The sequence below is a fragment of the Arthrobacter sp. efr-133-R2A-63 genome (genome assembly GCF_030209795.1).
Lineage (GTDB): Bacteria > Actinomycetota > Actinomycetes > Actinomycetales > Micrococcaceae > Arthrobacter > Arthrobacter bambusae_A.
Genome location: NZ_JARVRG010000021.1, coordinates 144272 through 161895, shown reverse-complemented (window position 1 = coordinate 161895; position 17624 = coordinate 144272). Strand labels below are relative to the sequence as shown.

General features: G+C 65.8%; 17 protein-coding genes and 1 riboswitch. Of the genes, 3 read left to right on the top strand and 14 right to left on the bottom strand.

What is annotated here, in order from left to right; all coding sequences use genetic code 11:
• From QRN45_RS11550 to tadA, 3 genes are all read right to left on the bottom strand, one after another.
• Positions 1-276, bottom strand: a complete 276-nt coding sequence (locus tag QRN45_RS11550; RefSeq protein WP_078106609.1) for an acylphosphatase — start codon at positions 274-276, stop codon at positions 1-3.
• Positions 273-659, bottom strand: a complete 387-nt coding sequence (locus tag QRN45_RS11545; RefSeq protein WP_078106631.1) for a VOC family protein — start codon at positions 657-659, stop codon at positions 273-275. Before QRN45_RS11545 ends, QRN45_RS11550 begins: the two co-directional genes overlap by 4 nt.
• An 82-nt stretch (positions 660-741) precedes the next feature.
• Positions 742-1251 carry a tRNA adenosine(34) deaminase TadA gene (gene tadA, locus QRN45_RS11540; protein WP_241709670.1) on the bottom strand — a complete coding sequence of 170 codons (510 nt, stop codon included), beginning with the start codon at positions 1249-1251 and terminating at the stop codon, positions 742-744.
• Between the two features lie 23 nt (positions 1252-1274).
• Here tadA and upp point away from each other — a divergent pair, with 23 nt between their 5' ends.
• From upp to QRN45_RS11525, 3 genes are all read left to right on the top strand, one after another.
• The gene (upp, locus tag QRN45_RS11535) at positions 1275-1910 is read left to right on the top strand and encodes a uracil phosphoribosyltransferase (RefSeq protein ID WP_241709671.1); all 636 of its coding nucleotides are present in this window, start codon (positions 1275-1277) and stop codon (positions 1908-1910) included.
• A gap of 170 nt (positions 1911-2080) precedes the next feature.
• Entirely contained in the window at positions 2081-2458 is a 378-nt protein-coding gene (locus tag QRN45_RS11530) for a VOC family protein (protein ID WP_078106607.1), read from the top strand.
• A 55-nt stretch (positions 2459-2513) separates the two neighbouring features.
• On the top strand, positions 2514-3191 hold the full coding sequence (locus QRN45_RS11525; protein ID WP_241709672.1) for an HAD-IA family hydrolase: 678 nt from the start codon (positions 2514-2516) through the stop codon (positions 3189-3191).
• Here the strand turns inward: QRN45_RS11525 and QRN45_RS11520 are convergent.
• The 11 genes from QRN45_RS11520 to QRN45_RS11470 form a co-directional block, all read right to left on the bottom strand.
• Positions 3126-4193 (bottom strand): LacI family DNA-binding transcriptional regulator, encoded by a 1068-nt coding sequence (locus QRN45_RS11520; RefSeq protein ID WP_241709673.1) that lies wholly within the window; start codon positions 4191-4193, stop codon positions 3126-3128. The genes QRN45_RS11525 and QRN45_RS11520 overlap by 66 nt on opposite strands.
• Positions 4190-5467, bottom strand: coding sequence for a neutral/alkaline non-lysosomal ceramidase N-terminal domain-containing protein (locus QRN45_RS11515; protein ID WP_284763456.1), 1278 nt, complete (start codon positions 5465-5467; stop codon positions 4190-4192). Before QRN45_RS11515 ends, QRN45_RS11520 begins: the two co-directional genes overlap by 4 nt.
• Positions 5464-6627: an N-acetylglucosamine-6-phosphate deacetylase gene (locus QRN45_RS11510; RefSeq protein ID WP_284763454.1), complete on the bottom strand. Its 1164-nt coding sequence runs from the start codon at positions 6625-6627 to the stop codon at positions 5464-5466. The genes QRN45_RS11515 and QRN45_RS11510 overlap by 4 nt, the downstream gene beginning before the upstream one ends.
• Positions 6624-7388 carry a sugar isomerase domain-containing protein gene (locus QRN45_RS11505; protein WP_241709676.1) on the bottom strand — a complete coding sequence of 255 codons (765 nt, stop codon included), beginning with the start codon at positions 7386-7388 and terminating at the stop codon, positions 6624-6626. The genes QRN45_RS11510 and QRN45_RS11505 overlap by 4 nt, the downstream gene beginning before the upstream one ends.
• Positions 7385-8134: a 6-phosphogluconolactonase gene (locus QRN45_RS11500; protein ID WP_284763452.1), complete on the bottom strand. Its 750-nt coding sequence runs from the start codon at positions 8132-8134 to the stop codon at positions 7385-7387. The genes QRN45_RS11505 and QRN45_RS11500 overlap by 4 nt, the downstream gene beginning before the upstream one ends.
• Positions 8131-9396, bottom strand: coding sequence for an AGE family epimerase/isomerase (locus QRN45_RS11495; RefSeq protein ID WP_284763451.1), 1266 nt, complete (start codon positions 9394-9396; stop codon positions 8131-8133). Before QRN45_RS11495 ends, QRN45_RS11500 begins: the two co-directional genes overlap by 4 nt.
• Positions 9393-10925, bottom strand: coding sequence for a sodium:solute symporter family protein (locus QRN45_RS11490; RefSeq protein ID WP_284763450.1), 1533 nt, complete (start codon positions 10923-10925; stop codon positions 9393-9395). The genes QRN45_RS11495 and QRN45_RS11490 overlap by 4 nt, the downstream gene beginning before the upstream one ends.
• A gap of 124 nt (positions 10926-11049) precedes the next feature.
• Complete coding sequence (locus QRN45_RS11485) at positions 11050-13077, bottom strand: ArnT family glycosyltransferase (protein WP_284763449.1); 2028 nt, start codon at positions 13075-13077, stop codon at positions 11050-11052.
• Positions 13078-13083: 6 nt separating this feature from the next.
• Positions 13084-15120: an ArnT family glycosyltransferase gene (locus QRN45_RS11480; RefSeq protein WP_284763448.1), complete on the bottom strand. Its 2037-nt coding sequence runs from the start codon at positions 15118-15120 to the stop codon at positions 13084-13086.
• Positions 15117-16505: a glycosyltransferase gene (locus QRN45_RS11475; RefSeq protein ID WP_284763447.1), complete on the bottom strand. Its 1389-nt coding sequence runs from the start codon at positions 16503-16505 to the stop codon at positions 15117-15119. Before QRN45_RS11475 ends, QRN45_RS11480 begins: the two co-directional genes overlap by 4 nt.
• 161 nt (positions 16506-16666) lie before the next feature.
• Positions 16667-17398, bottom strand: coding sequence for an aggregation-promoting factor C-terminal-like domain-containing protein (locus QRN45_RS11470; protein ID WP_284763446.1), 732 nt, complete (start codon positions 17396-17398; stop codon positions 16667-16669).
• A 2-nt stretch (positions 17399-17400) separates the two neighbouring features.
• Positions 17401-17573, bottom strand: a riboswitch (cyclic di-AMP (ydaO/yuaA leader).
• Positions 17574-17624: the final 51 nt, after the last annotated feature.

Sequence of the window (17624 nt, the reverse complement as noted above, 5' to 3'; positions counted from 1 at the left end):
TCAGTCCACCCAGAATCCGGAGAACTCGCCGGTGGCTTGTGTGAACGCGGCATCCACGTGTTTCACGCGGCCGGGGGCTTCCCGGGACTGCAGCCATTCGAGCAGGGAATCGACTGCTTCGCGATCACCCTCAGCGATGACCTGCACCGAGCCGTCCAATTGGTTGGCCGCCTCTCCGGTCAGTCCGAGCGATCGGGCTTGGTGCATTGTTGAATAGCGGAAACCGACTCCCTGGACGCGGCCGGTCACCATCGCCGTGACGCGTACGTGGCTCATGCGGCACCCGATCCATACGGCCGCGTGATCGCCTCCAGGAAATGCCCGTCCGGATCGGCGAAGTAGACGCCGCGTCCGCCGTCGTTGTGGTTGATCTGTTGGGGGCGGGACCGTGCCGGGTCCGCCCAATAGGGGATTTCCTCAGCCTGGATCCGGGCGAAAATCCCGTCGAAGTCCTCCTCGCTGACCAGGAAGGCATAGTGCTGGGGCGAGATGGGCCGGCTGGCCGTGGCGAAATCGAGGGCGACCCCATGGTCAAAAGGCACGGTCACGAAGGACCACACGGCTTGCGGCTTCGGGAGTCCAAACACCTTGGCCAGGAACTCCGCCGAACGGCGTTTGTCCGTTGCGTAGACGATGGTGTGGTTGAAAGAGACGGTCATGAGGTCCTCCTCAGCTGTGCTGCCTGAGACCATCTGACGTCCAACACGCTATTGACTTCAAGAGCGATCCGGAGGGCAGCTGCTATTTCCGGTGGGTTGCGAAGAAATCGCGCAACAGGGCCGAGCATTCCTCTTCGCGCACGCCGGCGTATACCTCCACCCAATGGTTGAGGCGGCGTTCCCGCAAGATGTCGAACACGGATCCGGCGGCACCGGCCTTCTCATCCCAGGCACCGAAGACCACCCGCGGAATCCGGGCCAGCACAATGGCTCCGGCACACATGGCGCACGGCTCCAGCGTCACCACGAGGGTGCAGTCCTCGAGCCTCCAGCCGTCTCCGCCTTCGCCGAGCTCAAGTGCGTGGCGCTGCAGGGCGGCTGCCGCTTCGCGGATCGCGACGATCTCGGCGTGGGCCGTTGGGTCGCCGTGCGCTTCCCGTTCGTTCCGCCCGGCACCCAGTACGCCGCCGTCGGGCCCCAGGACGACGGCGCCGATCGGCACATCCTCGGTATCCAGCGCCCGCCGGGCTTCGTCAAGGGCCAGACCCATCCAGGCCGCGTGCTCCGCGTGATAAGGCTCGTTGGTGCTCATGCCTCAATGATAGTTTTGGAGTCATGCGCACACTCGTCGTGGACCACCCGCTGGTCGCTCACAAGCTCACCGTTCTGCGGGATAAGAACACTCCTTCCCCGGTCTTCCGGCAACTCACCGAAGAACTCGTCACTTTGCTGGCCTACGAGGCCACCCGCGAGGTCAGGACCGAAGCGGTAGAGATCGAAACCCCCGTCACCAAAGCGATCGGTACCGCCTTCACGAAGCCGACGCCGCTGGTGGTCCCCATCCTGCGCGCAGGCCTCGGCATGCTCGAGGGCATGACCAAGCTGGTCCCCACCGCTGAAGTCGGCTTCCTGGGCATGGCCCGCGACGAAGAGACCCTCGACATCATCACCTACGCCGAGCGACTCCCCGAAGACCTCACCGGCCGCCAGATCTTCGTCCTTGACCCGATGCTCGCCACCGGCGGCACACTGCGCGAAGCCATCAAGTTCCTCTTCAAGCGCGGCGCTTCGGACGTCACGTGCATCTGCCTGCTGGCCGCGCCGGAAGGCCTGGCCAAGCTCGAAGAAGAGCTTTCAGGGGCCAACGTCAAGATCGTCCTCGCCTCGATTGACGAGAGGCTCAACGATAAGGCCTACATCGTTCCAGGCCTGGGCGACGCAGGAGACCGACTGTACGGCGTTGCCGGCTAGCAGGTCCGCGAATTCGTGGGTTTCGGCCGCTAGCAGCTAACCCGCCCGGCGTAGCCTCATCAACGCGGGGTCACTTACGGCCCAATTCGAGCAGCAACATGGGCCGTAAGTGACTCCGCGTTGTGCTCCGCCCCTACCGGTTTTCGGGCTCCGCCGATAGCCTTTGGCGCATGGACTGGAAACTTGAACTCGTGTTTGTCCCCGTGTCCGATGTGGACCGCGCCAAGGATTTCTACGTCAACAAAGTGGGTTTCAACGCCGACTACGACGAGCGGCCCATGGACGGCATCCGCTTCGTCCAACTGACTCCGCCCGGCTCGGCCTGCTCCATCTGCATCGGCGAGGGCCTCAACGACGCGCCTCCCGGCACCGCCCCCAGCCTGCAAATGGTGGTGGGAGACATCCAGGAGGCCCACAGCCAACTCAAGGCCAACGGCGTGGAAGTCAGCGACATCGACGTCCAGGATTGGGGTCACTTTGTGTACTTCGCCGATCCGGACGGCAATAAATGGGCCGTCCAATACATCCCGCACAGGCCCAACGGCTAGGACTCACGCCGTAAGAGTCGGGCCGCGGACGGGTTTCAGCAGGCAGGATGGAGGTATGAACCTGCCTGCTGAAGCCGTGAAAACCCTGACCGTCCGGGCCGTCCTCTTCGACATGGACGGCACCTTGGTGGACTCCACCGCGATCGTGGAGCAGGTGTGGAGCGAATTCGCGGGGCGGTACGGACTGGACATCGACGAGATCCTGCGGACGTCGCACGGGGTCCAGGCCAAGGACACGGTGCGCCGCTTCGCCCCGGCCGGAGCAGACATCGACGCTCTCGCGGAGGAACTCGGCCAGATGGAACGGACCCGGACCGACGGGATCGTGGCGTTGCCCGGTGCCGCGGAACTGCTGCGGTCCTTGCCTGCCGACGCCGTCGCCATGGTCACCTCGGCCGATCGGATCCTCGCCGGGGTGCGCATGAAAGCGGCCGGACTCGAGATGCCTGCGACCGCTGTCACCTCCGAGGCCGTGACCCGCGGCAAGCCCGATCCGGAAGGCTACCTCACGGCAGCCGCGTTGCTGGGTGCCGAGCCGGCCGACGTCGTCGTGTTCGAAGATGCGCCGGCGGGCATCGCCGCAGCCCGTGCGGCCGGCATGCGGACCGTGGTGGTGGGCGACGCCGGTGGCGAGGCGGCGGATGGACTGTGGCAGATCGCGGATTACTCAGCTGTCACTGCCGTGGCCAGCCTGGACGATTCGGGGCGATGGGCGATCGAGCTCCGGTTCTAGCGTCAGCGGGCTGGATGTAGGCCGGACCGCTCCCGTTGTTCCCCGGAGGACAAGGGTTCCTTCGAAGATGATCCTCGCTCCGGTCAGGCTGGTTGAGCCTGGATTCTCGGAGAGGGCAGCGACGGCGCGCCGGGCCGCGGCGCCGACATTGACCGCGATCGTGGAAAGGGCAGGAAAGGTCGTGGTCGCGAGGGTGTCGTCGCATCCGATGACGCTCAAGTCCTTCGGGACGTCCACGCCCGCGGCCGCGAATCCGCCCATCAGGCCGTGCGCGATGACGTCGTCGAAAGCGATGACTGCCGTGACTCCGGATGCTGCCACCGAATCGCTGAGCGCCTTCGCGGCTTCGTAGGTGCCCGGATCCGCACTGAAATGCGTGACCTCGAGGGCGTGGACCTTCGAGAAGTTGTCCACAGCCGAGCGGCGCTGCTTGTTTGCCCATGATTGCGGAGGACCGCCGACGTAGGCCACGCGGCGGTGGCCGAGCTCCGACAGGTGGGTCAGCGCGGAGCGGATGGCTGCCGCGGTGTCCAGCAGTACCCGGTAGGTCTCCGGAACATCGCGGTTGATGAAGGCCACCCGCTGGGAATCGGCAATTTGCCGGATGCGGGCCGAGGCGAGCCGGGATGAAACGACGATCAGCCCTTCAACCTGGGGAGCCATCCGTGAGATGAGACGGTCTTCCCGAAGGGGATCTTCATCAGTGTCCGCCAAGAACACGGAGAGTCCGAGATCGCTTGCGTAGTTTTGGGCCGCCCGGACCAGCGGAGGGAAGAACGGGTTGGCGATGTCCGGCACGATGAGTCCGATCGCCCCGGCACGTCCCGTCGAAAGGGCGCGCGCGTGATGGTTCGGTACATAGCCTGCGGCTTCCGCAGCTTTTTGTACCAGGGCCACGGTCTCCGGTTTGAGCAGGTTTGGCCGGGTAAAGGCCCTCGACACGGTTGAGGGGGCGATTCCGAGTTCGGCCGCCAATTGCGTGATGGTTGGACGGCCCGTCATTGGAGCTCACCCGTGAGTTCCAAAGCGGCCTGGACCAAGGCTTCGGCACTGCCAGGGGCAAAGGGGGCGGGCATGCCGTAATAGCGGTGTGCGTCCTCCACTTCGTATCCTCCGAAGTCATACTCGTCGGCGGTCGGAAAGTACCCCGGGCAGCCGTTGGTGTAGCCAGTGACCATGACGGGACCGTCCACCTCGGAGGCGATGGCGTCCGTTGTGGCCAGGAATGGTTCTCCCGGTAATCCTACGAGGGCCAGGCCTTGCCAGTTGAAGACGCTCACTGCTGCACGCCAGGACATGTCCTCTTCGGGCCTCCGGTCCATGGCCCACTGCCTCCAGGCCTCGAGAAGGGATCGCCTGCCGGGATCCGCCGAGACCGCTTCGGCCTCCCACTGCCGGCTCAACTCCGCGGGGGAACCGGCGTCGCGCGAAGTCATTGTGAGGCTGATGGCCCTCCGGGCCACGGAGGTCTTCCTTGAATCGAAGACCGGCAATAGCGGGGTCTCCACTACGGATGCCGCCACATGTTCTCCGATCTTGCGCGCCTGCTCCATCGTCCTGCCGGCGGAGCCGGAAAGCGAGTACGACGCGTCGGCGCGATGGCCTGAATTGAGGTCCCCGGCGGTCCCGGGCAGGAAAAGGGCAACTGAGCCGGGGGAACGTTCCTCTAGGACGTCCCTGGTGAACGCGGGATAATCGCCGCTGATGAGGCGGTTTTCCGGGCCCAGGACCACGGGGTGGCAGGGATAGAGCACGATCCAGGCAAGCACTTGTCCGGCTTCGTCGTTGAACGTGGCAACTTGGACGGGTGGATCCACGGCGCGTTCGGGATGGCGTCGGTTCCTCGCAACATCCACTCCGCGCGATTCGCCGTAGTACAGGGTCGCCGGCTGCTGGGAGTCCACGGCGGCCTCCGCGGCCTCGCGGCAAGCCAAGACGATTTCCTCCAGGAGGCCCGGGTCATGGCCCCCGAGCCGGCCCGGAATGACGCACGGACCTGCGTGGGTATGCGTCGCGGTGATCGCGACGCGATCCGGCACAAAGGGCAAACCGTGTGCGATGCGGGTGCATGTGTCCTCATGGAGGCCGCACACATCCACGGTGATCAAGCAGGTGTCTTCCACGGCCAACGCCCGGACGGTCAGGGGGTCGTGGACGCCGGTGCTCGGTTCCGTCCTCGCCGCGAAGCCGGCCATTGGCGTACCCGCGGGTGGCGAGATCCCGACGACGGCGGCGCCCACCCGCATGGTGGCCTGCCCGGCTTGGGTGGCACTCATTCCGGTCCGCCAGATACTTTCCGGCCGGACTGGAATACGGCGGTGATGGTTCCCGCTTCGGGTCCTTCTCCGGTGATCAGGACGAAATCCGCCGGGGAACCGACTCGAAGGTGGCCGAGCCCCGGACGGGTCCCCGGGATCACCCGGGCGGGAGTGGAAGTCACCATTTTGAGGGCTTCCGGAAGCTCCAGGCCGACGTTGCGGATCACGTTGCGGAAACCGTCCGGCAGGGTGGCGGCGGCCCCCGCGAGCAGATCCGTGCCCACGTGGGAGAGCCTCCCGCCCGGGGCAAGATCCACCAGGCCACCCACGGAAGTACGGTGCCGGCCAGGCTGGCTGCTGGCCAGCGCGGTGCTGTCCGAGACCAGATAGGCGCGTTCGGGGGTCTTTGCCCGGATCATGACTTTCAACGTGTCACTGGGCAAGTGATGCCCGTCCGCTATGAGTCCTGCCGTGAGGCGGTCGTCCGCCAGTTGAGTCCACAAGGCATTGGGGTGCCTGGGCAGGGTGGTGGCGATGCCATTGCCCAGATGGGTGGCCAGCCCGGCTCCCGCGTTGATGGCAGCCGTGATTTGTTCGGGGCTTGCGTGCGTGTGTCCGATGGCCACTTCGACGCCGAGTTCGCGGATTTGGGCGATCTGGGCCGGGGCGTCAGGGGTATGCGGCGAGACGGTGACGATGCCGACCATGCCGCTTGCGCGAAGCCAGCGCCGGACCTCCTGGACGTCCAAGGGGCGGACGAAATCGGCGTCGTGGACCCCCCTGGGACCGTCCTGGTCGGAGATGAACGGGCCCTCGACATGGATGCAGGGGATGGCTGCGCGGGTGGCTGGGTCAATGTCGCATGCCCGCTTGATCTGTTCGAGCGCGCCGGTGATTGCCTCTTCCGTGGCAGTCACAATGGTGGGCACCCACGTGGTGACGCCCAGCTTCGCCAGCTCTGTGCTCATGTCGATGATGGTTTGCGGCGTGACATCAGCGGCGTTGACATCCAGTCCGCCGTATCCGTTGACCTGGCCATCGATAAATCCAGGTGCGATGACGGGCAGCCCTTGGTCGGGGTCGATCTCCCGCACCGACAGGATGGTCGTGTCGTAGGCGATTTCGATGTTGATCCCCCTGTGGGGGTCTTTGCCCACAATCGTTTTGGGGTGTGTCACAGCTTGTGTACCCGTCCTTTGAAACGTGAAATGAACTGCTGATTGGCTGCGTCCCCGCCCGGCGCATTTCCCGATCTCCACAATGGCGGCTCAATCCCCATTTCGTTCAGCTTGCTGATGGTGGACATCATGAGCCAGTTCAGGGTGAAGGCGTTGGCGAATGTCGACACGGCGGCCGTTTTCTCCTTTGTCCCGGGGACCTTCATGACGGCGTCTCCGATGGGAACCTTCGTGTCGATGTGATGGTCGACGACGTCGTGCAGGTTCAGTTTTTGCGGATGCCTTGCAGGGTGGTCACCGGCTGTTTCCCCTGCATGCTCGCGCGAGGAAACGCCAATAGTCTTGACCGATAGTTCGCGTGCCGTCAGGGCCGCATCGATGAGTGCGCTGTTGATCCCGTACGCGTTGACCAGGATGAGGACGTCTCCTGGTCCAAGGCCCGCGTCCTGGATGACGATCCGGCCGTAACCCGGAGTCCGTTCCATGGCCATTGAGCGGAGGGCGCCGTTGGAGAGCAAGGTCCCTTCGTCCAAAATGGCGGAGACGTGCATCAATCCGCCTGCCCGGAAGAACACTTCCTGGCTTGCCAGGTTTGAATGACCGCCCGGTCCGTAGATGTGTACCAGTTCGTCCTCGGCGACCCGGGCCGCGAGAATGGCGGCGGCGATGTTGATGTTTTCGGCTTCTTCCCAGCGGATTCGCGCGAGGAGCTCGGTGATTTTCCCGAGGTAGTCCTCCGAGAGCTGTTCATTTGCGTTCATCGGGGATCCGATTCGGCGTCGAGGTAGATGGTGACGTTGGGGTGCGTGCGCAGCGCGGTACCGGGATGGTTTCCGCTGATCGGCTGGTTCAGGGTGTTCTGGACGGCCATCTTTTTGGCACTGCCGGGAACGGAGGCGATGATTTCTGAGGCGTGCAGCAAGCGCGGGATGGAGACGGTGATGGCGCGCTGCGGAACGTCGTCGAAACCAGGGAAATGCCCTTCGTCAACCTGTTGCTGGCGGCTTACCTGATCGAGGGTAATGACGCGTGCGGGCAGCGGGTCGGCAAGGTCGGCCGGGGGATCGTTGAAGGCAAGATGACCATTGACTCCCAGTCCCAGCAGGACCAGGTCAAAGGGGTCTTGGCCCATCAGCGTGCCGTAGCGTCCTGCCTCTTCTTCGGCGGGATTCCCAGGGTTGATGCGGTGAAAGGTAGTAGGCGGCAGCCGGCTGAAGAACGTGCGCTCCAGCCAGTTTCCGAAACCTTGGGGTGCGTCGGCCGGCAGGGCCAGGTAGTCGTCCATATGGAAACACGTCAGCCGGCTCCAATCGATGCCGGGCTCCTGGGCAAGCGCCAGAAGCGTTGCCTCCTGGCTGGGAGCTGCCGCCAGCATCAGCCGGACCTCATGCTGGTTCCGTAGCGCCCTGCGCAGGGTTTCCGCTGCGTGCGCGCCGGCGTGTTTCCCCAAGGCGGCCCGGTCGGGGTGTGCGGAAACGGCCGGGCTGTATGTGGTAAGTGCTGTCACGTGTGAGTCCTTCGGGTTTCTAGTTCGGTGGTCAGGAGGAGTGATCGGGCTATATGGAAGGGGTCCTTGACGGGCAGTGCCACGACTTTGTCGAGGGGTTTCCCTTCGCGGTCGCGTATTTGCAGCCACTCCTGGCCGGAAGGGTCGGGAAATGTGTCGAGGGTGTAGGACCAGATCCGCTCATGCCAGTCCAGGAGCTCGGGACGCACGAAACGTTCTGCGAGCAGCCTGCTCGCGTAGAGGGCCTCAACCTGGACCCACCACAGCTTGGTGTCCCAGGTCTGGGTCACCAAGGTCTCGTAAGGGTCGTTGCCAAGGAGCCTGCCCCGCGGTTCTGTTCCTGTGCTGTCGACGTACCGGAAGATGCCGCCGTGCTGGTCATCCCAGCCGGCTTCCAGCGCCCGGACAGCGAGGTCCGGTAGCCAGCCCGGAATACGAGGTGCGAGGTCAGGCATGATCTCGACGGCTTCCATGACCATCCAGAGCATCTCCAGCAGGTGGCCGGGGGTTCGGTGGCGGGCCAGAAGCGTGTCGAGGTCATCGGCGCTGTCCGGCCGGTATTCCCACCAGGAGCCGGCCTTCCACATGCCTTCGGCGTTTGCGTCGCCGAGGAGCCGGGAAAGCGCGGCGCCGGCTGTTTGAGCGCTTTCGGCCGAGCCGCTGGCCAAATGCAGCTGGGCGCCCACATTCAGCAGCAGCATCAGCCCGGCCGCGTCCTTGAATCCGGCCCGGACGGGGTAAGGCTCGGACGGAGCGCTGCGGGCCTCGATCCTTTCTTCGGCGTGGGCGAGAAGTGCATGGGCTGAGTGCAGCCACTCTTCACGTTCGCGGGCCGCCGCTTGGGGGAGCCTGGCGGCACCCGCCAGGCCCAAGGCCGCAAAGAGGTCTGCCAGGACGCTGACGGCGATCTCCCCGTGCGGCCCGGACGGCAACGGCTGCCCCGCAGCCGATGTGCGGTATGCGGTCACACCGCCGTCCAGGATGGCGTGTGCCTGGATGAACCTGGCCGTTTCAATCGACAAGGTGGCCCATAACCGGGGGTCTTCCCCGATGATTCCGGCCTCGCTGTCCAACGCAATCCTTGAACAGAGCCAAGCCCAGCGGCCTTGGGACCACGTATATTTTTCGTTCGAGAGCAATCGCCCCGAGTTGGAAAAGCACGTGAAAACTCCGCCGTCTTTCCTGTCGATTCCATTCTCGAGCCACCAAGGGAGGACGCCCTTGAGCAGCTGATCCCGTATTTCGGACGCCGTTGTGCTCATGCCACGGTGCTTTCAACGGGAAGCGAGGTGGCCGGCTCGAGGTCCCGGTCCAGGGACTCGACAAGGGCGTCGGATGCCTCATTGTGCCAGGGGCGCAACCAGCCGAAGACGCAATAGACGATAGCAGAGGCTACAACGGGGGCGGCCACGTTGATGGTCTGCGCACTTGCCGTGCCCAGGCTCGCGATGGGAGCAGCCAGGGCATACTTCGCGAGCGCGAAAACGATCAGACCGGTGGCCCACGAGAACAAGGCCGCCGAGGGGCCGCAACGACGGAACGGCCGCAACATCCCCAGCAACATGGGAACGGCGATTGGACCAACCAAGGCACCGAACCAGAGGATGATCAGGCCCAAAACACCCCCGAATGAATCCGCGCTCAGGGCAATGACCATCGACAATCCGATGAACAGGAACGTGGAAATCCGGCCTCCCAGCAGTTCCGCACGCGACGTCAGGGGCTGCCGTGAACCGCGCAGCGCGGGGATGATGTCGCGGATGACGACGGCGGAAATCGCGTTGGCGTCCGAAGAGGTCATGGCCATGGTATGGGAGAACATTCCGGCAACAACCAGGCCTACCAGGCCGGCAGGCAGCAGTTGCTGGGTGAGGAGCGCATAGGCCTGATCGGGGTGCGCCAGGTTGGGCAGGATCAGAGGCGCGGCCCACATGGGGAAGAAGAGCACCAATGGCCACACTAGATAGAGTGCGCCGGAAAGCAGGACTGATTTGCGGGCCGCTGAGCCGGAAGGGGCGGCAATGAAGCGCTGGGCCAGATTCCAGGTACCTCCGTTGTAGGAAATAGTGCTGATCAGGCAGTAAGCAAGGAAGAATCCGATGGTGTAGTCGCCGGCGAATGGCTGCGAATGGGAGGCCGGCAGACGGGACCAGATCCCGGCGATCGAGGAAACGCCCCCGAGCTTGGCCATGGCGAAGATGAGCATCGCGACGCCCGCCACGGACTGGATGATGAATTGGCCCATATCCGTCAAGGCGTCAGCCCACAAGCCACCAACGGTCGAGTAGATGAGCGTGACCCCGCCGACAATCAGGATGCCAACGGCAATCGGAACCCCGGCGAACACGTTCAGGAGGATTGCGCTGGCCGCCCACTTGGCCGCAACATCGAACACTTTCAGGGCGGCACCGGACCAGGCCAGTACTTGCTGCGCGGGCAGGTTGTAGCGCGTGGCCAGGTATTCGAGCGGGGAGATGATGCCCAGGCGCTGCCTTAGGCGCGGCCAGCGCGGGGCGAAAAAGACGGAGCCGATGATGCAGGCGATGGTGATGGTGAGCGCCCACCAGACATACAGTGCGAAGCCGGTGGTGTAGGCGATGGCGGCGTAGGCAACGAAGACGGCTGCCGAATAGCCGGACATGTGGTGGGAAATCCCTGCCAGCCACCACGGCATCTTCCCACCGGCTGTGAAGAAGTCCGCGGCGTTTTTCACCCGGCTCTTGGCCCACCAGCCGATCCCTATCATGACGACGAAGTAGGCCCCTAAAACGAGCCAGTCGGCGAAATACATACATCCTCCTTGATGCAACGAAAGCTTGGAAACGGGATCTGCAGTGGCGTCCACTTTTCTCTGCAAACGTTTGCAAAACAAGGGCCTTTTTGAAAGTTTTCCTGCGGGTGCTTCAGCTCAGGATTCAGCCCGCCAGCGGGTACACCGTGGTTCCGCCGATGGACTGTGCCTGGAAGTTCGCCGCCACCCATTGCGCGATCTGGGCAGGCGCTTCGGATCCGCTGCTGCCCTGCATGGTGCCGCCGGCGATGAAGTAGTGGATCTTGCCCTGTGCCACGAGCTGCTGGAACTGCTGGAGCGTGGGGGACGGGTCCGTGCCGTTGAAGCCGCCCACCGCCATGACGGGCAGTTCGGTGGCCAGCTGGTAGCCGGCGGCATTGTTGGAGCCAACCACGGCGGCCGCCCACGTGTAGTTCGAGGCGCCGGACTTCAGCGTGGCAACCATTTCCGACGACGGCGTGGTGGCGCCGAGCAGGCCGCCCATGCCGCCGCCCTGCCGGTTCCCTCCGAAGCCGCCGCCCTGGATGCCAGACGGCTGGAGGGCTTGCGGGGGAGTGTTCTGGCCTGATTGCCTGAAACCGTTTTGCCCGAAGCCGCCCCGGCCTCCAAAGCCGCCGAAGCCACCGAACGTAGTCGCGGGCCCGGCGCTGGGGATGGCGCCGCTGTGCGTCACAGAGGCGGTGGAGATGGAGTACGCCAAAGGCCCGGCGAGGGAGGCCGCGAGGGCGAGCGCCGCCGTCGTGCGCTGAAGGATGCGGGAGGTGAAGCGTCCCGAAAGGACCAGCCCGGCTGCGGCTGCGAGGGCGCCGAACAGCACTGCCCAGCGCAGCAACGGACCATAGGCCGTGGTGCTGCCCAGGAGCTCGAAGGCCGTGAATCCCGCGGCGGCCACTGCGACTGCGAGCATGACCGAGGCGACAAGTTGCGCACGGTGCTGCCACAAAAGCGCGCCGCCCAGGCCTGCGAGCCCGGCGATTCCAGGGGCCAGCGCTACCGCGTAGTAGGGGTGGATGATGCCCGCCATGAAGCTGAATACCAGCCCGGTGACCAGCACCCACGAACCCCACACGATCACTGAGGCGCGCACGGCATCCGTGCGCGGGGCACGGCGGCCCAGCCACAGCAGGCCGGCCCCGAGGACCAGCACCGAGGGCAGCAACCACGCGATCTGGCCGCCGAACTCGCTGTTGAACATCCGGAACAGCCCGGGAACGCCCCAGCCGTTGCCGCCCCCGACGCTGCCTGTCTCCTGGCCGCTCAGCCTGCCGAAGCCGTTGTATCCGAGGGTCAGTTCCAGGATGGAGTTGTTCTGGGACCCGCCGATGAACGGCCGCATGTTCGCCGGAACGAGTTCGACGACTGCGAGCCACCAGCCGGCCGAGACCACCATGGCCGCTCCCGCGCCAAGGAGCCGAAGCAGGCGGCGGCCCACTCCACCCGGCGCGGCAACCACGTACGCCACGGCAAACCCGGGAACCACCAACAGGACCTGGAGCTGCTTTGTCAGGAAACCGAAGCCCAGGAGCACCCCGGCCAGCAGGAGCCAACGCAGTTTGTTGTCCTGGATGGACCGCAGCGTGGCGTAGCCGGCGGCCGTCATGAGCAGCACCAGCAGGGCGTCCGGGTTGTTGAACCGGAACATGAGGGTGGCAACCGGGGTGATGGCCATGACGACGGCGGCCAGCAGCCCGGCCCGGTGGGCGATCCGTGGATCGCCGGTGGCGGGGGCCGCAGCCCGCCGGACTGCGAGATACAGCAGCCATGCCGTGGCAACGCCCATGAGCGCCTCGGGAACCAGGATGCTCCAGGAGCTCAGTCCGAAGATCCGCACCGAGAGGTCCATGATCCACAGTGACGCCGGCGGCTTGTCCACGGTGATGGAGTTGGCGGCGTCGGACGATCCGAAGAACCACGCGGTCCAGTTCTGCGAACCGGCTTGGGCCGCTGCGGAGTAGAACGGGTTGGCCCAGCCGGAAGCGCCGAGGTTCCAGAGATACAGGACCGCCGTTGCGAGGAGCACGATGCCGAGCTCCACTCGGTGCCGCAGGGCGTGGGGAACGGGCGGTTCCAGCGGTGTCGGCTCTACGGAACTCGACGGCGGAACCAGCTGGCCCGGCGTGGAACCTGTATCTGTGGAATAGGACGTGGTCATCGGAATCTACTTTGTCAGCTTGTAGACGGTGGAGTTGCCCACCGTCTGGGCTTGGAAGTTGGCCTGTACCCAGGAGGCTACCTCGGAATTGCCGCTTTGGCCTCCGAATCCGCCGCCGCCACCCATGCCGCCACCCTCGATGTAGTAGCCGATCTGTCCCTTGGCCACCATGTCCTGGAACTGTGCCAGCGTGGGGTAGGGATCGCCGCCGTTCCAGCCACCGAGTGCGATCACGTTGGTGTTCGTGGCGAGCTCAAGGCTTGCGGCCTGTGTGGCGCCGGAGACGCTCGCCGACCACTTCGTGGTGGTGGACGACAGCAGCGCGGTCAGTCCGGCGTCGGCCGTTCCCTCGGAACCGGGGCCTCCTGCCTGACCTGCGCCACCGGCTGCGCCGAACCCTCCAGCCCGGTTTCCGAAGCCTCCCGTGGCGGAGCCGGCGGGACCCGACGTCGGGATGGACCCGGAATGCGCGGTAGCCGCCGTCGCGAGCGTCCACGCTGCGGTTCCGAGGCCGCCGGCCAGAAGGGAAACGACGACGACGGCCGCGGCCGCTGCGCTCCGGAACCGGCCCGCGGGCCGCAGTGAGTCGAGGCGGAGCAGGATTGCCGCGGCCGCCACCACGCCCAGGACGACGATCACGATGCGCAGCCACGGAAGCCAGGAGGCGTCGCGGCCGAGGAGAACCGCGGACCACGCTGAACTGCCGAGGACCACCACCGCCAGAACGATCGGGGCCGGCCAATATCCGCGGCCGCGCCACAGCTCAACGCTGCCAATGCCCACCAGGGCGGCGATTGCCGGTGCGAGGGCTACCGCGTAGTAGGGGTGGACGATGCCGCTCATGAAGCTGAACACGCCCGCCGTGACCAGAAGCCAGCCGCCCCACAGGATGAGAGCGGCGCGGGTACGGGAGGCCCGCGCTTCCCGGCGGGTGAACCACAGGCCGGCTGCCAGAAGAACCAGCGCAGCAGGCAGAAGCCAGGAGACCTCCGCACCGAAGCTCGTGCCGAACATGCGGGTGATCCCGGCCGCCCCGCCGAAGCCGGTGTTGCCGCCGCCGCCGAATGCGCCGAGGCCGCCCCCGGCGGGGCCGCCGCCTCCACCGGGCGTGCCCTCGCCCGAGCCGGTGATGCGGGACAGCCCGTTGTAACCAAAAGTCAGCTCAAGGAAGCTGTTGGTTTGCGAACCTGCCATGTAAGGCCGTGCCGAAACCGGAGTCAGTTGGAAGAGGGCGATATAACTGCCAGCCACTACGGCGATACCGCCCACTGCGCCGAGCAGGTGCAGCAAGCGCCGCTGCAACGGGGTAGGGGCGGCCCAGAGATATGCGAGTCCGAGGCCCGGAACAATCAGGAATCCCTGCAGCATCTTTCCCAGGAACGCGAGTCCCACGACGGCGCCGGCTGCGGCGAGCCACTTCCAGCCCGCGCGTTCGATGGCACGGGTCGTGAAGTACGCGGCCAGGACCAGGCAGAGGGTCAGCATGGCGTCGGGATTGTTGAAGCGGAACATGAGCGCCGCCACCGGCGTCAGGGCCAAGGCGCCGCCCGCCAACAAGCCCGCGCCCGGTCCGGAGACCCGCTTGACGGTCAAATAGAGGAAGCCGACGGCGGCAACGCCCATCAGTGCCTCGGGAACCAGCATGCTCAAGGGCGAGAAGCCGAAGATCCGGCCCGCCAAAGCGGGGATCCACAAAGAGGCCGGGGGCTTGTCCACCGTGATGGCGTTGCCGGCGTCGAGGGAACCGAAGAGGAAGGCCGTCCAGTCCTTGGTGCCGGCCTGGATGGCCGCGGCGTAGAAGGAGTTTCCGTAGCCGGTGGCCGCGAGGTTCCAGAGATACAGGAACGCGGTGGCGACGAGGAGCCCGGCGGCGGACGGCCGCACCCAGCGGGGCTGCCGTCCAAAGGCGTATCGGGTCCAACGGGGCGCGGCATCGGGGATCGACGGGCCGGCCGGGTGAGGCGGTGCGTCGGCAGTCCCGGCGGCGGCAGGAACCACTGAACCTGCGGGTCCCGTGCTTGCGGGAGTAATCGTGGAGGTCATGATGCTGCCGTTTCTGTGCGCGTTGTGGCTTGTGTGGTGGGTGCAGGCGCCTGCGCGGCTGGCTGCCGGAAGACCCAAAGTCGGAACAAGAGGAAGCGGACTGCAGTGGCTGCGAGGTTCGCCGCGACCACGGTGAGGAGCTCGCCCCAGCGGCCGGGCGACGTCGTACCGTGCACCACAGCGAGTGCCCCGGAAGTGAGGGCGAGGCCGATGCCGAAAACGATCAAACCCTCGAAGTGGTGCCGGACCGGATTGCCGCCCTGGATGCCGAAGGTGAAGCGCCGGTTGGCGCCGGTGTTGGCGATGGCCGTGGCGAGCAGCGCCAGGAAGTTGGCCAGCTGCGGGTCCATGAAGCCGCGGCAGAACAGGAAGATGAGCACGTAGGCCAGGGTGGAGGCAGCGCCGATCGCGGCGAACCGGACCAGTTGCCCGAAAAGGCTGCTGCGCGGGCTCTGCTCGGCAATGCGCGACGACGCCGGAAGCGGCCCGCGTGCCAGCGCTGCGCGCAGTTCCGGAACGGGGATGCGGCCCGAGACGAGATCCCGGGTCAGCCGGACCATGCCGCGGATGTCTGCCAGGGCAGTGCGCACCACGTCGACGCTGGAATTGGGATCGTCGATCCAGTCAACGGGAACCTCGTGCACGCGGAGTCCGCAGCGTTCGGCGACCACCAGGAGTTCAGTGTCGAAGAACCACGAGTTGTCCATGGTGTGGGGGAGGAGCTGCTGGGCGACATCTGCCCGGATCGCCTTGAAGCCGCACTGCGCATCGCTGAAACGGGCGCCCATGAACGAGTGCAGCATCAGGTTGTAGCTGCGCGAAATGAACTCGCGCTTGGGGCCGCGGACAACCCTTGAGTTCCGCGTCAGGCGCGTGCCGATGGCGAGGTCCGAGTGGCCGGAGATCAGCGGTGCCAGAAGGGGCGCCAGAGCGGCGAGGTCCGTGGACAGATCCACGTCCATGTAAGCGAGAACCGGGGACGGCGATGCAAGCCACACCTTGCGAAGGGCGTTGCCGCGTCCCTTCTCCTCAAGATGGACAACAGCGAGTTCGGGCAGCTCCCTCGCCACGCGTTCAGCGATTTTCAAGGTGCCGTCCGTGCTCGCGTTGTCCGCCACGGTGATGCGGAAGCCGTGCGGGAACGTCTCGCGCAAGTGGCCGTGAAGCCGGCGCAGGCACTCCTCAAGGTCGCGTTCCTCGTTGAAGACCGGGATCGTGACATCGAGCACGGGGATGGCGGTGTGGGTGTCCACGGGCGCGCGTCGCACCGTGCTGCGCTGGAGGGGAGCGTTGGGCTGGAGGGGAGCGTTGGGCTGGAGGGAAAGGCCCGGCGGCACCACCGCGGGGTCCTTCAGGGTACCGGAGGTGGATTCGATGAGCGTCATGTATCCAGAGTGCGGCTGCCGATTATGAGGGCTTTAGGCGGAACCTGTGATATGGCTGTGGATCTCCGACCGGCATGGCGACTCGCATGTGTGGCCACTAGACGCAGAGGTCCGCCCCCGGAAGGGACGGACCTCTGCGTTCTTTGTGCGTAGCTCCTGGCTTAGTACCAGTTGTTCGCGAGGTGGAAGGACCACGCCGCGGACGGCGATCCGTAGCGTTCCTTGATGTAGTTCAGGCCCCAGCGGATCTGCGTCTGGTAGTTGGTCTGCCAATCGGCGCCCTCGGATGCCATTTTCGCGCCCGGCAGCGACTGCCCGATTCCGTAAGCGCCGCTGGAGGCGTTGGTGGCAGTCGTGCGCCAATCCGATTCCTTGTTCCACAAGGTGATCAGTGCGGACATCTCGCCCTGACCCCAACCGTAGGACGGCAGGAGGCTAGCGGCATAGGCCTGGGCGCCGGCGGGATCGTCGAGGGCAACAGGTGCGGCCGGGGCAACAGGTGCGGCCGGGGGTGCCGGCGCGGCGGGGGCTGCAGCCTGGGGCGCGACGGCGGCCGGAGCCGGGGCGGCTGCCCGGCTCGGAACCGGCGTGGCGCTCGGCTTGGCGCTCGCGCTCGCCGACGGCGTGGCGGTGGCGAATGGAGTGGCTGAGTGACTAGCCGCGCGGGAATCCGACGAACGGCTCATGTCCTGGGCATTGATGGCTTGTCCGGCGGCCTGGCTTGCAGCACCGGCACCGAGGAACACGGCGACGACGCCGGCAACAACTGCCATGCGCTGGCCGGTGCCGAGGTTCGAGGCGACTCGCCTCAACGTGGAACGTGACTTGTTTCTCCGGGCAGGTTCGCCGCGGTGGCGCGCAACAGAGCGCGACTGATTCCTGGAATCAGACATGGTGATTGCCTCTCGACGCCTGCGGAGTTAGCTGTCGGATTCGGATGAGGTCATCCGGCCGTGGCCACTGGGAATCGTGGCGGTGCGGCTTCACCCCTAGGGCTGGCTCAACATGAGCGCTTGCCCGGAGACCTGGGTCCCCCGTCTCTGCCTGGACTGTTGGCACCGGGGAGGGGCAGAGCTCGGCGCCTACCCGGCGGCGGCCGGAATAATCCGGCGCACCTAT